19 protein-coding genes are annotated in these 18,304 nt (G+C 41.1%); all 19 read left to right on the top strand.

Annotated elements, in window-relative coordinates; translation table 11 throughout:
* The first annotated feature begins 7 nt into the window (after nt 1-7).
* The 19 genes from flhA (at nt 8) to rseP (ending at nt 18,250) form a co-directional block, all read left to right on the top strand.
* Nucleotides 8-2,041: a flagellar biosynthesis protein FlhA gene (gene flhA / locus JNUCC1_RS17700; RefSeq protein ID WP_156647000.1), complete on the top strand. Its 2,034-nt coding sequence runs from the start codon at nt 8-10 to the stop codon at nt 2,039-2,041.
* The gene (gene flhF / locus JNUCC1_RS17695) at nt 2,038-3,147 is read left to right on the top strand and encodes a flagellar biosynthesis protein FlhF (protein ID WP_156646997.1); all 1,110 of its coding nucleotides are present in this window, start codon (nt 2,038-2,040) and stop codon (nt 3,145-3,147) included. Before flhA ends, flhF begins: the two co-directional genes overlap by 4 nt.
* Nucleotides 3,140-4,003 carry a MinD/ParA family protein gene (locus tag JNUCC1_RS17690; RefSeq protein WP_156646996.1) on the top strand — a complete coding sequence of 288 codons (864 nt, stop codon included), beginning with the start codon at nt 3,140-3,142 and terminating at the stop codon, nt 4,001-4,003. Before flhF ends, JNUCC1_RS17690 begins: the two co-directional genes overlap by 8 nt.
* A complete protein-coding gene (locus tag JNUCC1_RS17685) occupies nt 4,000-5,061 on the top strand; it encodes a protein-glutamate methylesterase/protein-glutamine glutaminase (protein WP_156646994.1) in 1,062 nt (353 codons plus the stop codon). The genes JNUCC1_RS17690 and JNUCC1_RS17685 overlap by 4 nt, the downstream gene beginning before the upstream one ends.
* A gap of 1 nt (nt 5,062) precedes the next feature.
* Nucleotides 5,063-7,069: a chemotaxis protein CheA gene (locus JNUCC1_RS17680; RefSeq protein ID WP_156646992.1), complete on the top strand. Its 2,007-nt coding sequence runs from the start codon at nt 5,063-5,065 to the stop codon at nt 7,067-7,069.
* 25 nt (nt 7,070-7,094) lie between these two features.
* Nucleotides 7,095-7,562, top strand: coding sequence for a chemotaxis protein CheW (locus JNUCC1_RS17675; RefSeq protein ID WP_156646990.1), 468 nt, complete (start codon nt 7,095-7,097; stop codon nt 7,560-7,562).
* A gap of 4 nt (nt 7,563-7,566) precedes the next feature.
* The gene (locus JNUCC1_RS17670) at nt 7,567-8,205 is read left to right on the top strand and encodes a chemotaxis protein CheC (protein ID WP_442915496.1); all 639 of its coding nucleotides are present in this window, start codon (nt 7,567-7,569) and stop codon (nt 8,203-8,205) included.
* Nucleotides 8,198-8,695, top strand: coding sequence for a chemotaxis protein CheD (locus JNUCC1_RS17665; RefSeq protein WP_156647188.1), 498 nt, complete (start codon nt 8,198-8,200; stop codon nt 8,693-8,695). The genes JNUCC1_RS17670 and JNUCC1_RS17665 overlap by 8 nt, the downstream gene beginning before the upstream one ends.
* 22 nt (nt 8,696-8,717) lie before the next feature.
* Complete coding sequence (locus tag JNUCC1_RS17660) at nt 8,718-9,500, top strand: FliA/WhiG family RNA polymerase sigma factor (RefSeq protein WP_156646989.1); 783 nt, start codon at nt 8,718-8,720, stop codon at nt 9,498-9,500.
* A gap of 27 nt (nt 9,501-9,527) precedes the next feature.
* Entirely contained in the window at nt 9,528-10,904 is a 1,377-nt protein-coding gene (locus JNUCC1_RS17655) for a DUF342 domain-containing protein (RefSeq protein WP_197431790.1), read from the top strand.
* Nucleotides 10,905-10,927: 23 nt separating this feature from the next.
* Nucleotides 10,928-11,236 (top strand): hypothetical protein, encoded by a 309-nt coding sequence (locus tag JNUCC1_RS17650; protein ID WP_156646985.1) that lies wholly within the window; start codon nt 10,928-10,930, stop codon nt 11,234-11,236.
* An 11-nt stretch (nt 11,237-11,247) separates the two neighbouring features.
* On the top strand, nt 11,248-11,685 hold the full coding sequence (locus tag JNUCC1_RS17645) for a DUF6115 domain-containing protein (protein WP_156646983.1): 438 nt from the start codon (nt 11,248-11,250) through the stop codon (nt 11,683-11,685).
* A 173-nt stretch (nt 11,686-11,858) separates the two neighbouring features.
* A complete protein-coding gene (gene rpsB, locus JNUCC1_RS17640) occupies nt 11,859-12,638 on the top strand; it encodes a 30S ribosomal protein S2 (protein ID WP_156646981.1) in 780 nt (259 codons plus the stop codon).
* Nucleotides 12,639-12,745: 107 nt separating this feature from the next.
* Nucleotides 12,746-13,630: a translation elongation factor Ts gene (gene tsf / locus JNUCC1_RS17635; RefSeq protein WP_156646979.1), complete on the top strand. Its 885-nt coding sequence runs from the start codon at nt 12,746-12,748 to the stop codon at nt 13,628-13,630.
* Nucleotides 13,631-13,748: 118 nt separating this feature from the next.
* Entirely contained in the window at nt 13,749-14,471 is a 723-nt protein-coding gene (gene pyrH / locus JNUCC1_RS17630; protein WP_156646977.1) for a UMP kinase, read from the top strand.
* A gap of 1 nt (nt 14,472) precedes the next feature.
* Entirely contained in the window at nt 14,473-15,030 is a 558-nt protein-coding gene (gene frr / locus JNUCC1_RS17625) for a ribosome recycling factor (RefSeq protein WP_156646975.1), read from the top strand.
* Between the two features lie 299 nt (nt 15,031-15,329).
* Complete coding sequence (locus JNUCC1_RS17620) at nt 15,330-16,091, top strand: isoprenyl transferase (RefSeq protein ID WP_156646973.1); 762 nt, start codon at nt 15,330-15,332, stop codon at nt 16,089-16,091.
* Between the two features lie 15 nt (nt 16,092-16,106).
* Entirely contained in the window at nt 16,107-16,883 is a 777-nt protein-coding gene (locus tag JNUCC1_RS17615) for a phosphatidate cytidylyltransferase (RefSeq protein WP_156646971.1), read from the top strand.
* Nucleotides 16,884-16,984: 101 nt separating this feature from the next.
* Nucleotides 16,985-18,250 carry an RIP metalloprotease RseP gene (gene rseP / locus JNUCC1_RS17610; protein ID WP_156646969.1) on the top strand — a complete coding sequence of 422 codons (1,266 nt, stop codon included), beginning with the start codon at nt 16,985-16,987 and terminating at the stop codon, nt 18,248-18,250.
* Nucleotides 18,251-18,304 lie beyond the last annotated feature (54 nt).

The following is an 18,304-nucleotide window of genomic DNA, read 5'->3' as shown; positions in this document are numbered from 1 at the left end:
GAAGCTCATGAAGGCGCGGGATTTATCTGTATTATTAGGCGTTATCTTAATTATTGTTATGCTGGTCATTCCATTACCGGGTTGGATTCTTAGTATTTTAATCCTGTGTAATATCACGTTAGCGCTTATTGTTATTTTAGTCTCGATGAATACACAAGAGGCCTTGCAATTTTCTATTTTTCCTTCATTGCTATTATTATTAACGTTATTTCGCTTAGGTCTCAACGTATCTACAACCCGGTCGATTCTGTCTGAAGGACAAGCAGGTGGAGTTGTTGATACGTTTGGATCATTTGTTATCGGCAATAACCCCCTTGTGGGATTTGTCGTTTTTGTTATTTTGGTTATTATTCAATTCCTCGTGATTACCAAAGGAGCTGAGCGTGTCTCTGAGGTTGCAGCCAGATTTACGCTTGATGCGATGCCTGGTAAACAGATGAGTATTGACGCCGACATGAATGCCGGTTTAATTTCTGAGCAACAGGCAAAAGACAGGCGGGAAAAAGTTGAATCTGAAGCTGACTTTCATGGAGCAATGGATGGTGCGAGTAAGTTTGTTAAAGGAGATGCCATAGCAGGCATTATCATAGTCCTGATTAATATTATATTTGGTCTCATCATTGGTATGGTTCAGAGAGGACTATCTTTCCAGGAAGCCATTAATGTTTATATGCGGCTGACAGTAGGGGACGGGCTCGTTAGCCAGATTCCTGCACTTTTAATTGCCACTGCAACAGGTATCGTTGTAACACGCGTCACTACTACCGGTAATCTAGGGAGTGATGTAACGGGACAGCTTCTGCAATTTCCGAAATTGTTATTTATTGCAGCGGGGGCCATTTTCTTTCTCGGTCTTACGCCAATCAACTTCATGCTGACAACGATTCTTGCAGGTTTCCTGGCGTTGGGAGGGTATTTTCTCCTAAGGAAATCACAGGAGGATGCGATGCCGGAAGAGATGGAAGAAGAGCAAGCAGAAGCAAGCACCATGCAATCACCAGAAAGTGTGGTGAACTTATTAACAATGGATCAAATCGAATTTGAATTCGGCTATGCGTTGATCCCCCTTGTTGACACAGAAAAAGGAGGGGATTTACTTGACAGGATTGTCATGATCAGAAGACAGCTCGCTGTTGAACTTGGTATTGTTGTGCCGGTTGTAAGAATCCGCGACAATATTCAGTTGAATCCAAATGACTACAGAATTAAAATTCGCGGTAATGAAGCAGCACGCGGTGAATTACTACTAGACCATTATTTAGCCATGTCTCCGGATATGGAAGACGATGAAATAGACGGAATTGCTACAACTGAACCTGCTTTCGGATTGCCTGCTAAATGGATCAGCGAAGAACTGAAAGATGAAGCGGAACTATCGGGATATACAGTTGTCGATCCGCCATCGGTAGTATCAACGCATATGACGGAAGTTATTAAAACACATGCGCATATATTACTCGGCAGACAGGAAACAAAGCAGTTAATTGATCATTTGAAGGAAAGTTACCCGATTCTGGTTGATGAAGTTTCACCAGAACCATTAAGTGTTGGCGATATTCAAAAAGTCCTTGCTAAATTACTGAAAGAGAATGTCTCGATACGTAACTTGCCAGTGATATTCGAGACACTTGCTGACTTCGGAAAAATGACGAATGATACGGATCTTCTGGCTGAATATGTAAGACAATCGCTTTCTCCTCAGTTAACCAAGCAATATGCTGACGGTGGGAGAACACTTAAAGTGATTACGATTTCAGGAAAAATTGAAAAAACCATCGCTGAAAGTATTCAGCAAACAGAACATGGAAACTATTTGGCCATGGATCCTGAAACACAAGAATCCATTATCAAAACCGTCCATGAACAGGTAGAGAAGCTTGCTCTAGAAGAAGATACGCCAATTGTTATTTGTTCACCTGCGATTAGAATGTACTTAAAACAATTACTTGACCGTTTTCTGCCGCATGTTGTTGTATTATCCTATAACGAACTTGAGCCAAATGTACAAATTGAAAGTATCGGGGTGGTGAATGTCGCATGAAAATAAAAAAATATACCGCACCAACCATGCCTGAAGCGATGAAACAAGTTAGAAAAGAATTAGGCGCAGATGCTGTTATTCTTCAGTCCAGAGAAACTAAAAAAGGAGGTTTTCTGGGAATTTTTCAAAAGAATTATATCGAAGTTGTGGCCGCCCTTGATCCATCTCCGGTAAACATTCAGCAGAAACAGCCTGACCTGAAACCTAAAGAGCATCTACATATGCCTGTCTCGCATTCAAATGAAGATGTTTTAACAGAAATTAAGAATTTAAAAAAGCTGATTTCGCTCTCACATGAATCTGGGGAAGCATTTCCTGCAGAATATGAGTTGATGTACCGATACTTATTGGAACAGGATATAAGTACTGATTTAAGTCGGTCAATCATGGAAAATGTCATTCATAAACATTCAGATGAGGCAGAGGCTGATACCGATCGTGTTGTGGCTCTTACAAAGCAAGAATTAGAAACACAGCTGAAACAGCTTTCCTTTGAAGGTATCACATTTAACAAACAAGTGATTCAATTTGTAGGGCCAACAGGAGTTGGTAAAACAACGACCTTGGCAAAGGTTGCAGCTAAAGCCATGATGAGTCACGGAAAAAAAGTCGCCTTCATCACTGCGGATACCTACAGAATTGCTGCGGTTGACCAGTTAAAGACATATGCCCGTATTTTAAATGTACCCGTGAAGGTTGTCTATGATATGCATGAATATAGAAATGCCATCAAGTCGTTTCATGATTATGATTTAATATTTGTGGATACAGCCGGGCGGAATTTCCAATCCAAGCGATATGTTCAGGAGTTAAAAAACACAATCGATTTCAATGATTTAATAGATACATATTTGGTGCTGTCCATGACTTCTAAACCAAAAGATATGCTGTCGGTCTATGAGCAATTCAGCCATTTGCCCATTAAAGGCCTGGTCTATACAAAAGCAGATGAAACAAGACAATTCGGCAGTTTACTAAATATTGCCTTGCCCCATCGGTTGGATATTGCTTATATTACAAATGGACAAGATGTACCTGAAGATATCCTTGAACCTAACGCCGCTTATATCACACAACTGATTATGGAGGGCTGTAAAGATGCATGATCAGGCTGAACGGCTTCGGCAAATGATTCAAGGCAGCACCCTAAACAAGCAGTGCAGGACAATAGCTGTTGCAAGCGGAAAAGGCGGCGTAGGGAAGTCGAACATTTCTCTTAACCTGGCACTTGCTCTGATCAAACAACATCAAAAAGTCCTGTTATTTGATATGGATATCGGAATGGGTAATATTGATGTCTTATCCGGTCTGGATGCACCTTATAGTATTGTCGACTTGTTTGAGAAACATCTATCAATCCAAGAAATTATTTCTGAAGGGCCTGAGGGTCTCGCCTATATAGCAGGCGGATCAGGCTTAAACGAGTTGTTTACGATGAATGATGAGGAACGCATGTTGTTCTTCAGAGAGTATACAACACTTCTTGAAAGTTTTGATTATATTATTATGGATATGGGGGCGGGTGCATCATCTGAAAGCTTATTATTTATTCTCGCTGCGGACGCGAGCATTATTGTCACAACACCAGAACCAACAGCAATTACGGATGCTTACAGTATGATTAAACATATGGTTGTGCATGGGTTTAATAAGCAGCTGTATGGGATTATGAACCGTACATGGAATGATAAACAAGGTGAGAAATCATTAAATGAATTCCAATCGGTGGTACAACAATTTTTACATATTAATCTTATGGCACTTGGAACAGTGCCGGAAGATAAAGCTGTGGCACGCGCAGTTATGAAACAAATACCGTTATTATTAATGAACGAAAAATCTCCTGCAGCTAAAGCGATCACATTAATGGCCAAACGTATGACAGGTCCTCCAGACACGCACCAGTCCAAATCTTTTGTGGATAGACTGAAACAACTTATGAAGGAGCGATCATTGTTATGAAGCCAATCCGTGTACTTGTTGTGGATGATTCTGCCTTCATGCGAAAGTTGATAACTGACATACTGACAGAGGATGCACGCATCGAAGTCATTGGTACAGCGAGAAATGGAAAAGATGCATTGCGTAAAATTAAAGCCTTTACTCCAGATGTTATCACACTTGATGTGGAAATGCCTGTAATGGACGGGATTCAAACACTCCAACATATTATGTCTGAACATCCATTACCGGTTGTTATGCTCTCAAGTGATGATCATGCTCAGAAAACCGTTCAGGCCATGACAAAAGGTGCTGTCGATTTCATTAAGAAACCGTCAGGAGCCATTTCTCTTAATCTGGCAGAGATTAAGCAAGAAATTGTAGATCGAGTGATTGGAGCTTCAGAAGCAAAGCCTTTACCAGATCCAGACGGTAACTTCACACAGACACACGAAACAGGAACGGCAGACCATTTGAACCAGATTCATGCTCAAACGGTTATCGCCATTGGCACTTCAACAGGAGGGCCAAAAGCTTTAGAGCATATTTTGACAGAACTTCCAGAGGATTTTAAACCAGCAATTTTAATTGTTCAGCATATGCCGGAGCGGTTTACAAAATCACTCGCTGAACGTCTCGATGCCATGTCACACATTCATGTCACTGAAGCAGCACATGGTGAAATTATTCAATCTGGTACCGCCTATATTGCCCCTGGAAATCTTCATATGCGCATCAGGGAAACGGGACTGACCTATGCCATTGAGTTATCAGAACACCCTGCTCAAAGCAGGCACCGGCCATCTGTTGACGTATTATTTAAATCATTATCAAAAATGAACCACCTCAACAAATTGACCGCTATCTTAACTGGGATGGGTAAAGACGGGGCAGATGGTATAATGGCGATTAAACAAGAGGACAAGCATGCCATAGTCCTTGCACAATCCCAGGCATCATCTGTTGTTTACGGCATGCCGAAAGCTGCAATTATGACCAAACATGTTGATGAGGTGGTTGCCCTCAGTGACATGGCCGAAAAGCTTATCACGCTTGTAGAACACCCAAGGGGGAAGTAAAATGGACACAACACAATATCTTGGCGTATTTATTGATGAGAGCAGGGAACATTTAGACGTGCTGTATAATCAGTTACTCGTTCTTGAAAAACAGCCCGGAGAAAAACCGGTGATAGAAGAAATTTTCCGTGCGGCACACACACTTAAAGGTATGTCTGCCACAATGGGTTATACAGACTTGGCAAATTTAACCCATAAAATGGAAAATGTTTTAGATGCCATTCGCTATGAAAAAATCACAGTCAATACAGAGATTATGGATGTCTTATTTGAGGCAGGAGAAGCCTTGGAAGTCATTGTAAATGATATAGAAAATGGCGGAACCGGCGCACAAGACGTTTCACAAATTGTTAATCTGCTGGATGATATTGAACAAGGAAACAGTACCCAACGAGATCACATAGAAGAACCTTCTCAAGAAGATTCCCACACATTCACCGAGGTCCTTGATGAATTTGAGTTGTCTATTTTAAACGAATCAGAGACCAGAGGCTATGCCAACTATGAAGTCACAGTCCAACTTCGGGAGGATTGTTTGCTGAAGGCTGCTCGTGTATTCATGGTGTTCGAAGTTTTGGAAAAAATGGGTGAAGTTATCAAATCAGTCCCGACCGTTCATGAATTGGAAGAGGAAAACTTTGACACGTCCTTTTTAGTATTGCTCGTATCCGAACATTCGAAAGATGAGATAAAAGAACTTATTCAAAAAGTCTCTGAAGTTGAACATGTGTCAATCAACACTTTTTCAGTTGCTTCCTATAAACACGAACAAGATCAACAAGCCGTAAAGCAAGAAGCAACTGAGGCTGAAGACTCCAATAACGATGATCAAGATGCAACAATTAACACAAAAAAAACAGTCACAAAAACAATCCGTGTCAATATTGACAGACTTGACGCCTTAATGAACTTATTCGAGGAATTGGTGATAGACCGTGGGCGGCTGGAGCAAATCTCAGGGGAGTTAAAGAATCCAGATCTCGAAGATACCGTAGAACGTATGACGCGTATTTCAGGAGATTTACAAAACATCATCCTGAACATGCGTATGGTTCCAATAGATCAAGTATTTAACCGTTTCCCACGCATGATTCGCCAGTTAGCCCGGGACCTTGATAAACAAGTGGGTATAGAGATTACTGGGGCAGATACGGAACTGGATCGTACGGTTATCGATGAAATTGGGGATCCATTAGTGCATTTAATCAGAAATGCCGTCGACCATGGTATTGAATCAAGGGAAATACGACAACGAGATGGCAAGCCGGAAGAAGGCACATTGAATCTAAAGGCCTATCATAGTGGGAATCACGTTATTATTGAGATCTCGGATGATGGAGCTGGCATTAACAAGGATAAAGTTCTTAATAAAGCAATCGCAAAAGGTATTGTGACAGCCGATGAAGCTGCAATCATGTCCGATCAGCAAATCTATGAGCTCATCATGGCGAGTGGATTTTCGACTGCAGAGCAAATTTCGGATGTGTCTGGCCGGGGTGTTGGGCTGGATGTCGTAAAAAACACAATTGAATCTCTTGGCGGAAGAATGTCTGTCAATGCAACCACGGGACAAGGCTCCACGTTTTCGATTGAATTGCCATTGACCCTCTCCATCATGTCCGTATTATTGGTCGAACTTGGAACAGAAACCTATGCTATTCCTCTATCTTCCATTATGGAAACAGCTGTCGTAAGCAGAGAAACGATCATGCATGCTCATAACAAAAAAGTGATTGATTTTAGAGGACAAGTTGTTCCCCTGGCATTTCTAAATGAATTATTTGAAACAGGTGAGATGAAGGAAGACGAGCAAGATATCTCGATCGTCATTGTCAAAAAAGGCGATAAACTGACTGGATTGGTCGTAGATGACTTAATTGGGCAGCAAGAAGTCGTTCTTAAATCAATGGGTAATTATTTAACCAATACTTTTGCAATATCTGGAGCAACGATTCTGGGTGACGGCAGAGTTGCGCTTATTATTGATAGCAATGCACTTGTAAGATAAATAGAAGCTGTGAGGAGGAAAGAATATGTCAAAAGAGGAAATGGGCTTCAGGAAGTCAATTGTTTTTCAATTAGGAAACGACTATTACACACTCCCTGTCGAACAAATCGGGTTGATAGAACGCATGCAGCCAATTACACGGGTCCCTGGCACAGCAGCTTTTGTGAAGGGTGTTATTAATTTACGCGGGGTGGTTACACCTGTGATTGATTTAAGAGAACGATTTGGGATTGAACCAAAGGCAGCTGATGATGCAACCCGGATTATTATTGTACATTGGGATGAGATGGAAGTAGGCCTGCTGGTAGATAAAGCAAGTGATGTGATGGATATTCCTGAAGCAGACATCGAACCCCCACCTGAACTGGTTGGCACGGTTGATATTGATTACATTGAGGGTGTTGCAAAAGTAGACAGCCGTTTGCTGATCCTGCTGGACTTGAGTAAAGTGCTGACTAAAGATAACTTTCATGCGCATGCATCAGAAAGGTAGGATCATGATGGAACATGAATTATCAAGCATTGAAAAAGACGTGCTAAAAGAAATTGGTAATATCGGAGCAGGCAATGCGGCTACAGCAATGGCACAATTGATCAATCAAACAGTGGACATGGCCGTACCAACTGTTAATATTGCTGCTTTTGACGAGGTGATGGAGATTGTAGGGGGACCTGACACACCTGTTGCTGCAGTTGTCATCAACATTACCGGTGACATTACCGGCAAGGTGTATTTTGTACTCTCGATCGCAGAGGCAGAGTTTATTGCCTCTCAAGTTACAGGCGAACCTGACATTCAGCTGTTGAATGGAGCACCACCTAAAACCATTGCCATTTCAGCATTGCAGGAGATCGGTAATATCCTCACCGGATCATATTTATCCGCGCTTTCGGACTTTACACAACTCAACATGGTCTCATCAGTGCCCGATTTAGGCATTGATATGGCAGGAGCAATATTAAGTGGTGGATTAGTAGATTTATCACAGTATAGCGACTATGCGATAATTATTGACACACGAATTAAAGGCAAAAGCCATTCAAACCGTATACATGGGCATTTTTTACTTTTGCCTGACCCCGGGTCCTTCACGAAAATTTTTAATGCCTTAGGGGTTTACCGCGATGATGAATGAACCAAAACCCGTTGTGAGAGTCGGTATTGCAGAACTGAAAATCGTAAAATCTCCCAACATGATCCGGACATCCGGGCTAGGATCTTGTGTGGGTGTGGTTATTTATGACCTAAGTCAAAAAACGGCTGGTCTCGCCCATATTATGCTTCCAGACTCCTCATTAGCAAAACAAGCTGATTTAAATACGTCTAAATATGCAGATACAGCCATCGATGTGCTCGTTAAGAAACTGACCTCCAAAGGGAAAAGACCCTCCGTGTTAAAAGCAAAAATTGCGGGCGGGGCAGAAATGTTTCAATTTTCGACAAGCAATGAATCGATGCGTATTGGACCAAGGAATACCGCTGCAGTAAAGGAAAAGTTGGCACAATATGGAATTCGTATTATGTCAGAGGATGTGGGCGGCAATAGCGGGCGGACCATTGAATTTGATCCAGAAACAGGAAGACTTCACATACGTACGGTGCACAAAGGAGAAACGATTATTTAGGTTTTGAAGGGAGCATGTAATCATGACACAACATACCCCGCCTGAGCAAGAGTTGTGGGATAGATGGCTGCGAGACGGAGATCGGCAAGCAGCGGGAAGTCTGGTCGAACATTATATGTATCTCGTCAGTTACCATGTGGAACGAATTGCAGTTCATTTGCCAAAGAATGTCCAGAAGGAAGAACTCAAAAGTCTTGGGATGGTCGGTTTATATGATGCCATTCGAAAGTTTGAAATAGAACGGGAACTTAAGTTTGACACATACGCCTCCTTTCGTGTTCGAGGTGCTATTATTGATGGACTTCGGAAAGAGGATTGGCTGCCTCGGTCAATACGGGAAAAAGCCAAACAAATTGAACGCGTATCAGCAGAACTTGAGCAACGTTATCACCGCCGTCCAACTTCACAGGAAATAGCTGATCAATCAGGCATGTCTTCTCAGGAAGTCGAGACCTATACAAAAGACATATTGTTTGCCCATGTCCTTTCTATTGAAGAAATTCCTAATGACGATAGCGATCAATCTAATGAGGGCATTGGATATGTGATACCCGATGAGAGTGCTGACATGCCCGAGGACCAAGTTCAAGAAAAGGAAATGAAGATCCAGCTTGCAGAAGCCATCAAACAACTTAATCGTAATGAACAGCTTGTTTTGAGTTTGTTCTACCACGAAGAGCTTACATTGACAGAAATTGGGAAAGTCATGGGCTTAACGACTTCCAGAATTTCACAAATTCATAAGAAATGTATATTTAAACTCAAACACATACTGCAAAAAAGCTATGATGCCGTCTTAAAGTAGGTGCTGTATATCATGGGAGGTTTGGCTATGGCAGATGATATGATGCCTTATCAAATTACAATTACTGATCAAAACATGCAAGTCATTGTGACAGAAACAAGAGAACTCCTTTCTGATACTCCCGTAACTGAAGAATCTATGAAGGCTCTGCTGCAAGACCGAAAGATTGTTCATGGGGTTGATTGGAAAGCCATCAATCGTCTTGTACATAATCCTGAATCAATCAACTTTCCGCTCGTCATAGCTCAAGGCAATCAACCAGTTAATGGGATCGACGGGGATATCTCTTTCAAAGCCAATTTAACAACAGATCTTCAAGGGGAGAAAAACAGTTTCAGAGATGTCATGCGAATCCCTTCGGCTCGAAAGGGAGAACAATTAGCCACGCTCATTGACCCGCAACCCGGAAAAGATGGTATAGATGTATTCGGAAAAATTGTTTCAGCCACACCAGGCAGACCTTGTACAATCAAAGCAGGTAAAAATGTCGTATTCAGGCCAGCAGATTCCTCTTTTTATGCAGCCTCGGAAGGCCAAATCAGTGTAAGTAAAAGGCATATTAATATACACAATGTCTATGATGTCGCAGAGGACTTATCGATGAAAACCGGGAATATTAATTTCGTTGGCACAATTATAATCCATGGTACAATTCCGACTGGATATACCGTACAAGCGGAAGGGGACATCAAGGTATTCGGCACCGTGGAAGCAGCACATTTAACAGCAGGAGGATCAATCTATATCTCAGAAGGGCTCTCAGGGCAATCCTCTGGCTCCATTACGGCTGGTATTGATGTTCACGCAGGCTATATCAATCAAGGGATTATCAAAGCGGGACAAGATATTTATGTAGACAAATCTATTATTCACAGCACTTGTGAAGCTAAAAACAATATTTATTGCCATAAAGGGAGTATAATTGGCGGACATATTTCAGCAGGAAGTACACTAGAGGTGAAAGATCTCGGTAATCGTATGAACTCCTTGACCAAAGTTTACTTAGGGCCTGATCAGTCGGAACTTGAGCGTATCACTACATTAACCGAACAACAAGCAGATTTAATAGAAACATTGGAAAAACTGACTTTGCTTGGTGATAAACTGGCAAATGCCGGGAAAAATGATTCCCAATCTGATAAAATAAGCGTAATGAAACTCAAACAAAAAAAGTCGTACGCTCAGACAAAGCAGAAGCTTGCACATGTTGAAAAAGAATTATATGAAGTAAACACAATGTATGGAAATGAAGAAAAAGCTTGCCTAAATGTATTTGGCACCTTATACCGTAATGTTGTGGCCCATTTTGGAAAATATGCTGAAACAATACAGCATGACAGAAAAGCCGTTCAACTGCGACTCCTCAACAGAGACATACTCATTCAACCGCTTCAAACCGATTGAACTTGTAAAGTGGGGTGATGTCATTGAGCTGGAAATCCATTGAAATGCAAGTTGCTTTACCGCGTGTTCTGGAAGCCGGAAAAATGCAAGATCAAATGCTTAAACAACATCAGCAATTTCAAGATAACTTGGCACAAACACACACAAAACGCCAGATAATGGAACGTGCTCAGGTAAACAACTATGACCATGTTAAAAATCATCTCGAACATCCTAAAGAACACTATCAGAAACATTTGGCACACAACGAAAGCAATCAGGCAGATGCCTCCAAAAGAACTCTGTCGCCTGCACATCCATTTCTGGGAAACACTATTGATTTAAGCAGATAGAAGGGATATTTATGACCACTTTATTAGTCATGAGTTTTATGCTTCATATTATTACTTTATTAGCCATTTATCTTTTATACTCACATATCAAAACCTTCAAAAAAGACAAGCCTCATGAAGTGCTGGAGTTACTCGATGTTTATTTGGAGGAAATCAAGCTGGAGAATGAAAACTTAAGAGAACAACTAAATCAAGGGTATTCAAACACTGAACACCGTACCGATCAAGTAAAACAAACGACACAAAGACCTGTTAAGCCCCAAGACTCTCAGCATGGGGCAGACACATTGGCTTCTGACATTTCTGATACATACGAACACTCTCTCCATAGTGAAATTCTGCATATGCACCATGAGGGGTACCATGCCGATGAGATTGCCAGACATCTAAACTGCGGAAAAACCGAAGCCGATCTGGTCATTAAAATGCAAAATGATCAACACAAATAAAAAACTTGCCTGAAGGCTGATGATATGATATATTAATTTTTGGTGTAAATGCAATACAACTATTGCTTAATCACACACACTTGCTGATTTACTGAAGGGTGCCATTCGGAAAAATGGACTTTGGTTAAAGCAGAGGCAAGTGGAGGATATTAACCAAATAGGAGGACGACAATATGTCAGTCATTTCAATGAAACAACTGCTTGAAGCTGGTGTTCATTTCGGACACCAAACACGCCGCTGGAATCCAAAGATGAAGAAATATATCTTTACGGAAAGAAACGGCATCTATATCATTGACCTGCAGAAAACTGTTAAAAAGGTCGATGAAACGTACAAATACGTTAAGGACCTCGTTGCGAACGGGGGAAATGTCCTTTTCGTGGGAACAAAAAAACAAGCCCAGGACTCTGTTCGCGATGAAGCGACAAGAGCAGGCATGTACTATGTGAACCAGCGCTGGCTCGGTGGTACGCTCACCAACTTCCAGACAATCCGTAAGCGGATCGCCCGTCTGAAGGACATTGAGCGCATGGAAGAAGACGGTACATTTGAAGTATTGCCGAAGAAAGAAACAGTTGACTTGCTGAAAGAAAAAGATCGCCTCGAGAAATTTCTTGGCGGGATCAAAAACATGGAGCGTCTCCCTGATGCGATTTATGTCATTGATCCGCGTAAAGAAAGAATTGCGATTGCTGAAGCTCACAAATTGAACATTCCGATTATCGGGATCGTTGATACCAACTGTGACCCTGATGAAATTGATCATATCATTCCAGCTAATGATGATGCGATTCGCGCCGTCAAATTGCTGACTTCTAAAATTGCTGACGCCGTTTTAGAGGCTAAACAAGAAGAAGAAATTGAAGAGCCTGCTGTTGAAGCAGAGACAGTAGAAGAGCCGAAAGCAGAAGACGCCGGCGAAAAATCTGCAACAGAAACTGAAAAAGCTTAAGTTAAAAGGTGGGTGATAAGGGGATAAGCCTTTTATCACCCTTTTTTTACAAGCGATAACGTACTGGCACAAATATAACATTAATTCAATTATTAGGAGGATTTAGTATGGCAATTACAGCTAAGATGGTTAAGGAATTGCGTGAAAAAACAGGTGCAGGCATGATGGACTGTAAAAAAGCGCTGCAAGAAACAGATGGTGATCTGGATCAAGCAGTAGATTTCCTTCGTGAAAAAGGTATGGCCAAAGCTGCTAAAAAAGCTGACCGTATTGCAGCTGAAGGTTCAACACATATTGAAATTGAGGGAAATAGTGCTGTATTAATTGAAGTAAATTGTGAAACAGATTTTGTTACTAAAAATGACCAGTTCAAAACATTGCTCACTGAAATCGGGAAACACATTTTGAGTGAAAAGCCTGAGAGCTTAAATGATGCACTGAATCAAAAACTATATAATGGCGAAGATACTGTCGAATCTTATATCAATGCCACAATTGCTAAAATCGGTGAGAAAATCTCCCTGCGCCGGTTTGAACTGTTTACTAAAACAGATCAAGATGCTTTCGGTGCATATTTACACATGGGTGGCCGAATTGGTGTACTCACTGTTCTGGAAGGCACAACAGATGAAAATATTGCAAAAGACATTGCAATGCATATTGCTGCCGTTAATCCGCGATATATTTCACGCGACGATGTGGCTGCGGAAGAAGTCAATCGTGAGCGAGAAGTTCTAAAAACACAAGCCCTCAACGAAGGTAAGCCGGAGAATATCGTAGAAAAAATGGTGGAAGGGCGCCTTGGGAAGTTCTTTGAAGAGATTTGTCTGCTAGAACAGAACTTTGTTAAAGATCCAGATCAAAAGGTTAAAAAGTTTGTTGCGGATAAAAACGCCACAGTGAGAGACTTTATCCGTTACGAAGTCGGTGAAGGCATGGAGAAGCGTGAAGATAACTTTGCTGAAGAAGTTATGAGCCAAATGAAACAATAATAGTGATGAACTCATTTCCAGAAAAGGGGGCACTTGAATGCCCCTTTTCTGGGATTCATTCACAAAAAAACACCTCAGGACAGACATTAAAACCAAATGAATAACGATGGAGGTTCATATGACAACAGCTGAATATCAAAGAATTGTACTAAAATTGAGTGGTGAAGCGTTGAGCGGAGCACAAGGGTATGGCATTGAACCACAAGTCATCCAGTCTATTGCGTCCCAAATTAAAGACGTCGCTGATTTAGGTGTGGAAGTCGCTGTTGTCGTTGGCGGCGGGAATATTTGGCGAGGCAAGGTTGGAAGTGAAATGGGCATGGACCGTGCCACAGCCGATTACATGGGGATGCTTGCAACAATTATGAACTCTCTTGCCCTCCAAGATGCGCTCGAACATATCGGGATACCTACTCGTGTTCAAACATCAATTGAAATGCGACAGGTCGCTGAGCCTTATATTAGAAGAAAGGCCATTCGCCATCTTGAGAAAAAGCGTGTTGTTATCTTTTCTGCAGGCACTGGAAACCCGTATTTTTCAACAGATACGACTGCGGCATTGAGAGCTGCTGAAATTGAGGCAGATGTCATTTTAATGGCTAAAAATAATGTCGATGGCGTGTATTCTGCTGATCCAAAGCATAATGCCGATGCTCAGAAATATGAGGAATTATCATATATGGACATGCTTAATGAGGGGCTGGGCGTTATGGATGCCACCGCGTCTTCGCTATGCATGGACAATGATATACCCTTAATCGTATTCTCCATTACGGATGAAGGTAATATTAAAAGAGTTGTACAAGGTGAAACGCTTGGTACCACAATAAGGGGGAAATAATATGTCTAATAGTACATTGACCGATATGCGTAACAAAATGAATGAAGCTGTGCAGGCCTTTTCGCGAAATCTGGCTACGGTAAGAGCTGGACGTGCCAATCCTTCTTTGCTTGACAATGTGTTCGTGAATTACTATGGTGCAACGACGCCATTGAATCAGTTGTCAAATGTTTCGGCACCTGAACCTCGCCTTCTCGTTATAACGCCGTATGACAAAAGTGCGAGCAGTGAGATTGAAAAAGCCATTCAAAAAGCTGATCTTGGACTTTCACCTTCAAGTGACGGGAATGTTATACGTATTAATATCCCTGCTCTAACTGAGGAGAGACGTAAAGACTTGGTTAAAGTTGTTGGAAAATATTCTGAAGAAACGCGTGTTCAAATCCGCAATCTCCGCAGAGAAGCCAATGATCAATTTAAAAAAGATGAAAAGAATGGCGATATCACAGAAGATGATTTGCGCAGTCTGCAAGAGGATGTACAAAAAGAAACTGATAAACAAATCCAGGAAGTAGACAATCTTGCGAAAACCAAAGAAAATGAAATTATGGAAGTCTGATTGGCATACAATGCCTTATATTGCCCTCTTTCATTAAGAGGGCTTTTCTATTTTTTACATATAATAAATATATTTATGCTCAAAACACAATCGACACCATCATAAATGGTTATGGAATAAAATGTTGACTTTGTGCTATGGTGTATAGAAGTTGGGAGCGGGCCTAAGATTTTTTATCAATCAGGATCAATAATTCATGTTTTGTATGGTATAATGTAGACTTATCATGACGTGTATGAAAGTGTAAGTTATACTTCATTCATACATGATGATCAACCAAGCTTACCGGAGGACCAAATATGTCATTTAAACTACCTTTTATAAAAGCCAAATCTAAAAAAACCGCCCATCTGAATGAGCTGGAAAATATACCGCGACATGTTGCTATTATTATGGATGGGAATGGAAGATGGGCTCAAAAAAGGGGATTGCCACGGATTGCCGGGCATAAAGAAGGTATGGACGTTGTAAGGAAGGTTGCTAAAGCTGCTTCAGACATGAATGTTAAAATCCTAACCCTTTATGCATTTTCAACAGAAAACTGGAAACGTCCCAGTAAAGAAGTTGAATTCATTATGCGGCTCCCAAAAGAATTTATACATGTATACTTACCCGAAATGATAGAAAATAACGTTAGAATAGAAACGATTGGAAATATGAATGATATTCCTGAGCATACAAAAAAAGCTGTTGCCTATGCTAAGGAGCAAACTAAGAACAATGATGGTTTACTGTTGAATTTCGCTTTAAACTATGGAAGCAGATTTGAAATTATGGAAGCCATGAAACGCGTCATGAGTGATGTTAAAGCTTCTAAATTATCTATAGACGCGTTGGATGAACAAGAGTTTTCCAAATACTTGTATACTGAAGGATTGTCTGATCCTGATTTGTTAATTCGCACGAGTGGAGAACAGCGTTTGAGCAACTTCTTGCTTTGGCAGTCTGCCTATACGGAATTTTGGTTTACAGAGGTATTATGGCCTGATTTCAACGAGGATTTATTAATCAAAGCTTTTAAGGAATATCAAAGACGAAAGCGAAGGTATGGAGGAATTTAAGGTGCTGACTTTAATATGAAACAGAGGATCATTACAGCAATCATTGCATTAGCTCTTTTTTTACCTGTTGCAATCTATGGAGGATGGCCTTTTACTGTATTTATTTCGATTATTGGCATCATTGGGTTGCTTGAATTCATTAAAATGGGCAATTTGAATCCGTATAAGGTGCCTGCTGTTGCATCAATGGCAGCACTATTATTGCTCTTATATCCCCTCCCGTGGTTCCAGGAGAGTTTTGGTAAAACCGAAATATTTGTTTCTTATCTGGTGATTTTATTATTATATACTGTAGTATCAAAGAATAAATTCACATTCGATCATGCAGCACTGATCTTGATGGCTACTTTATATGTTAGTTTTGGATTCTTTTACCTGCTGGAAACACGGGAAGCTGGTCTAGTTTACTTTTTTTATGTGCTTGTAATTATTTGGACAACTGACACCGGGGCTTATGTTACTGGACGTGCAATGGGGAAACGTAAATTATGGCCAGATATAAGTCCGAATAAAACGGTTGAAGGCGCTATTGGTGGTATTCTTTTAAGTTGCGTTATGGCTGTAGCTTTCCATTTTTCCTTTGATTTACAGGTGTCACTTGTTGCGCTGATTGGCACCACCATACTGGCTTCTATATTTGGACAGCTTGGTGATTTGGTAGAATCAGCATTTAAACGACATTACGGTGTGAAAGATACTGGCAATATCTTACCCGGTCATGGTGGGATTCTGGACCGGTTTGACAGTATGTTATTCGTATTTCCGATCTTGCACATTATCGGTTTTTTATAATGCTGTAAATATACATCGGTATACAAGCATAGCTTATAAAAAGGGCGCTTCTGTAATTTTCCGGCGGGTCGCTCATTCAGAGTAAAGGAAGGTGCATCTTTTTGAATACGGTTATTGCGTTTATTTTTATGTTTGGATTGCTTGTTTTTATACATGAGCTCGGTCATTTGATCTTTGCAAAAAGAGCCGGGATGTTAGCACGTGAATTTGCCATTGGATTTGGACCGAAAATGTTTTCGTTTAAAAAGAATGAAACGGTCTATACAATCAGACTCTTGCCGATTGGTGGTTATGTCCGTGTTGCTGGCGAAGATCCGGAAATTATTGAATTAAAGCCAGGGCACCATATAGGGCTTGAATTCAACGAGCAAGGCGTTGTCAATAAAATTATTGTCAATAACAAATCAAAGCATCCGAACGCACGTGTCATAGAAGTTAATCATGCTGACCTGGATCACACATTGCAAATCACAGGATACGAGCCAGATGAAGAAGAACCACTCCTGACTTTTAAAGTCGATCCTAAAGCTTTATTTGTGATGGATGAAACCGAAACTCAAATTGCACCTTATGATCGTCAATTTGCTTCCAAATCTGTTGGTAAACGTGCTATGCAGTTATTTGCCGGGCCAATGATGAATTTTGTTCTGGCTATTGTAATCTTCGTTATACTCGGATTGGTACAAGGTGTTCCTACTAAGGAAGCTATTATTGATCATGTTGAGCCGGGAACGCCCGCAGCAGAAGCAGGGCTTAAATCAGAAGACGAAATCATTCGCATAGACGGCCAGCCGATCTCTACATGGGAAGGCTTCACTTCGATCGTTCAGGAAAGTCCTGAAGAAGAATTGTCTATGACCTTGAAAAGAGCAGATGGACAGCAAGAAGAGGTAACCATCACCCCTGCTCGGACAGAGATTCAAGAAGGTGTTGAAATCGGGCAAATTGGTGTCACCCATATGTTCGAGAAATCGATTGGCGGTACCTTTGTTTACGGTTTTTCAAAGACCTATGACACAACAAAATTAATACTAACCAACCTCCTGATGCTCGTAACAGGACAGTATTCTATCGATATGCTGGCAGGACCTGTAGGCATTTATGATGCTACAGACCAAATCGTCCAGACAGGCTTTACAAACTTTATGATATGGACAGCAATGTTGAGTATCAATCTTGGAATTGTAAATCTTGTTCCACTCCCTGCTCTTGATGGTGGAAGGTTGGTGTTTGTTGGCCTTGAAGCAGTCAGAGGCAAGCCGATTGATCCGGAAAAAGAAGGCATGGTCCATGTAATCGGACTTGCGTTACTAATGTTGTTAATGCTTGTTGTTACATGGAATGATATTCAACGATTGTTTCTTTGATCAAGATTGTGCTCCCTTGTCTGGATTTAGCCCAAGGGAGCATTTTTACATAAT

It is taken from the genome of Lentibacillus sp. JNUCC-1 (genome assembly GCF_009741735.1).
Lineage (GTDB): Bacteria > Bacillota > Bacilli > Bacillales > Amphibacillaceae > Lentibacillus_B.
This window is presented reverse-complemented; position numbering and strand designations above follow the sequence as displayed.

What these genes read in the sequence shown, in the direction of transcription:
- flhA (WP_156647000.1), top strand. Translation starts at nt 8, where the DNA reads ATGAAGGCGCGGGATTTATCTGTATTATTAGGCGTTATCTTAATTATT.
- flhF (WP_156646997.1), top strand. Translation starts at nt 2,038, where the DNA reads ATGAAAATAAAAAAATATACCGCACCAACCATGCCTGAAGCGATGAAA.
- JNUCC1_RS17690 (WP_156646996.1), top strand. Translation starts at nt 3,140, where the DNA reads ATGCATGATCAGGCTGAACGGCTTCGGCAAATGATTCAAGGCAGCACC.
- JNUCC1_RS17685 (WP_156646994.1), top strand. Translation starts at nt 4,000, where the DNA reads ATGAAGCCAATCCGTGTACTTGTTGTGGATGATTCTGCCTTCATGCGA.
- JNUCC1_RS17680 (WP_156646992.1), top strand. Translation starts at nt 5,063, where the DNA reads ATGGACACAACACAATATCTTGGCGTATTTATTGATGAGAGCAGGGAA.
- JNUCC1_RS17675 (WP_156646990.1), top strand. Translation starts at nt 7,095, where the DNA reads ATGTCAAAAGAGGAAATGGGCTTCAGGAAGTCAATTGTTTTTCAATTA.
- JNUCC1_RS17670 (WP_442915496.1), top strand. Translation starts at nt 7,567, where the DNA reads ATGATGGAACATGAATTATCAAGCATTGAAAAAGACGTGCTAAAAGAA.
- JNUCC1_RS17665 (WP_156647188.1), top strand. Translation starts at nt 8,198, where the DNA reads ATGAATGAACCAAAACCCGTTGTGAGAGTCGGTATTGCAGAACTGAAA.
- JNUCC1_RS17660 (WP_156646989.1), top strand. Translation starts at nt 8,718, where the DNA reads ATGACACAACATACCCCGCCTGAGCAAGAGTTGTGGGATAGATGGCTG.
- JNUCC1_RS17655 (WP_197431790.1), top strand. Translation starts at nt 9,528, where the DNA reads ATGGCAGATGATATGATGCCTTATCAAATTACAATTACTGATCAAAAC.
- JNUCC1_RS17645 (WP_156646983.1), top strand. Translation starts at nt 11,248, where the DNA reads ATGACCACTTTATTAGTCATGAGTTTTATGCTTCATATTATTACTTTA.
- rpsB (WP_156646981.1), top strand. Translation starts at nt 11,859, where the DNA reads ATGTCAGTCATTTCAATGAAACAACTGCTTGAAGCTGGTGTTCATTTC.
- tsf (WP_156646979.1), top strand. Translation starts at nt 12,746, where the DNA reads ATGGCAATTACAGCTAAGATGGTTAAGGAATTGCGTGAAAAAACAGGT.
- pyrH (WP_156646977.1), top strand. Translation starts at nt 13,749, where the DNA reads ATGACAACAGCTGAATATCAAAGAATTGTACTAAAATTGAGTGGTGAA.
- frr (WP_156646975.1), top strand. Translation starts at nt 14,473, where the DNA reads ATGTCTAATAGTACATTGACCGATATGCGTAACAAAATGAATGAAGCT.
- JNUCC1_RS17620 (WP_156646973.1), top strand. Translation starts at nt 15,330, where the DNA reads ATGTCATTTAAACTACCTTTTATAAAAGCCAAATCTAAAAAAACCGCC.
- JNUCC1_RS17615 (WP_156646971.1), top strand. Translation starts at nt 16,107, where the DNA reads ATGAAACAGAGGATCATTACAGCAATCATTGCATTAGCTCTTTTTTTA.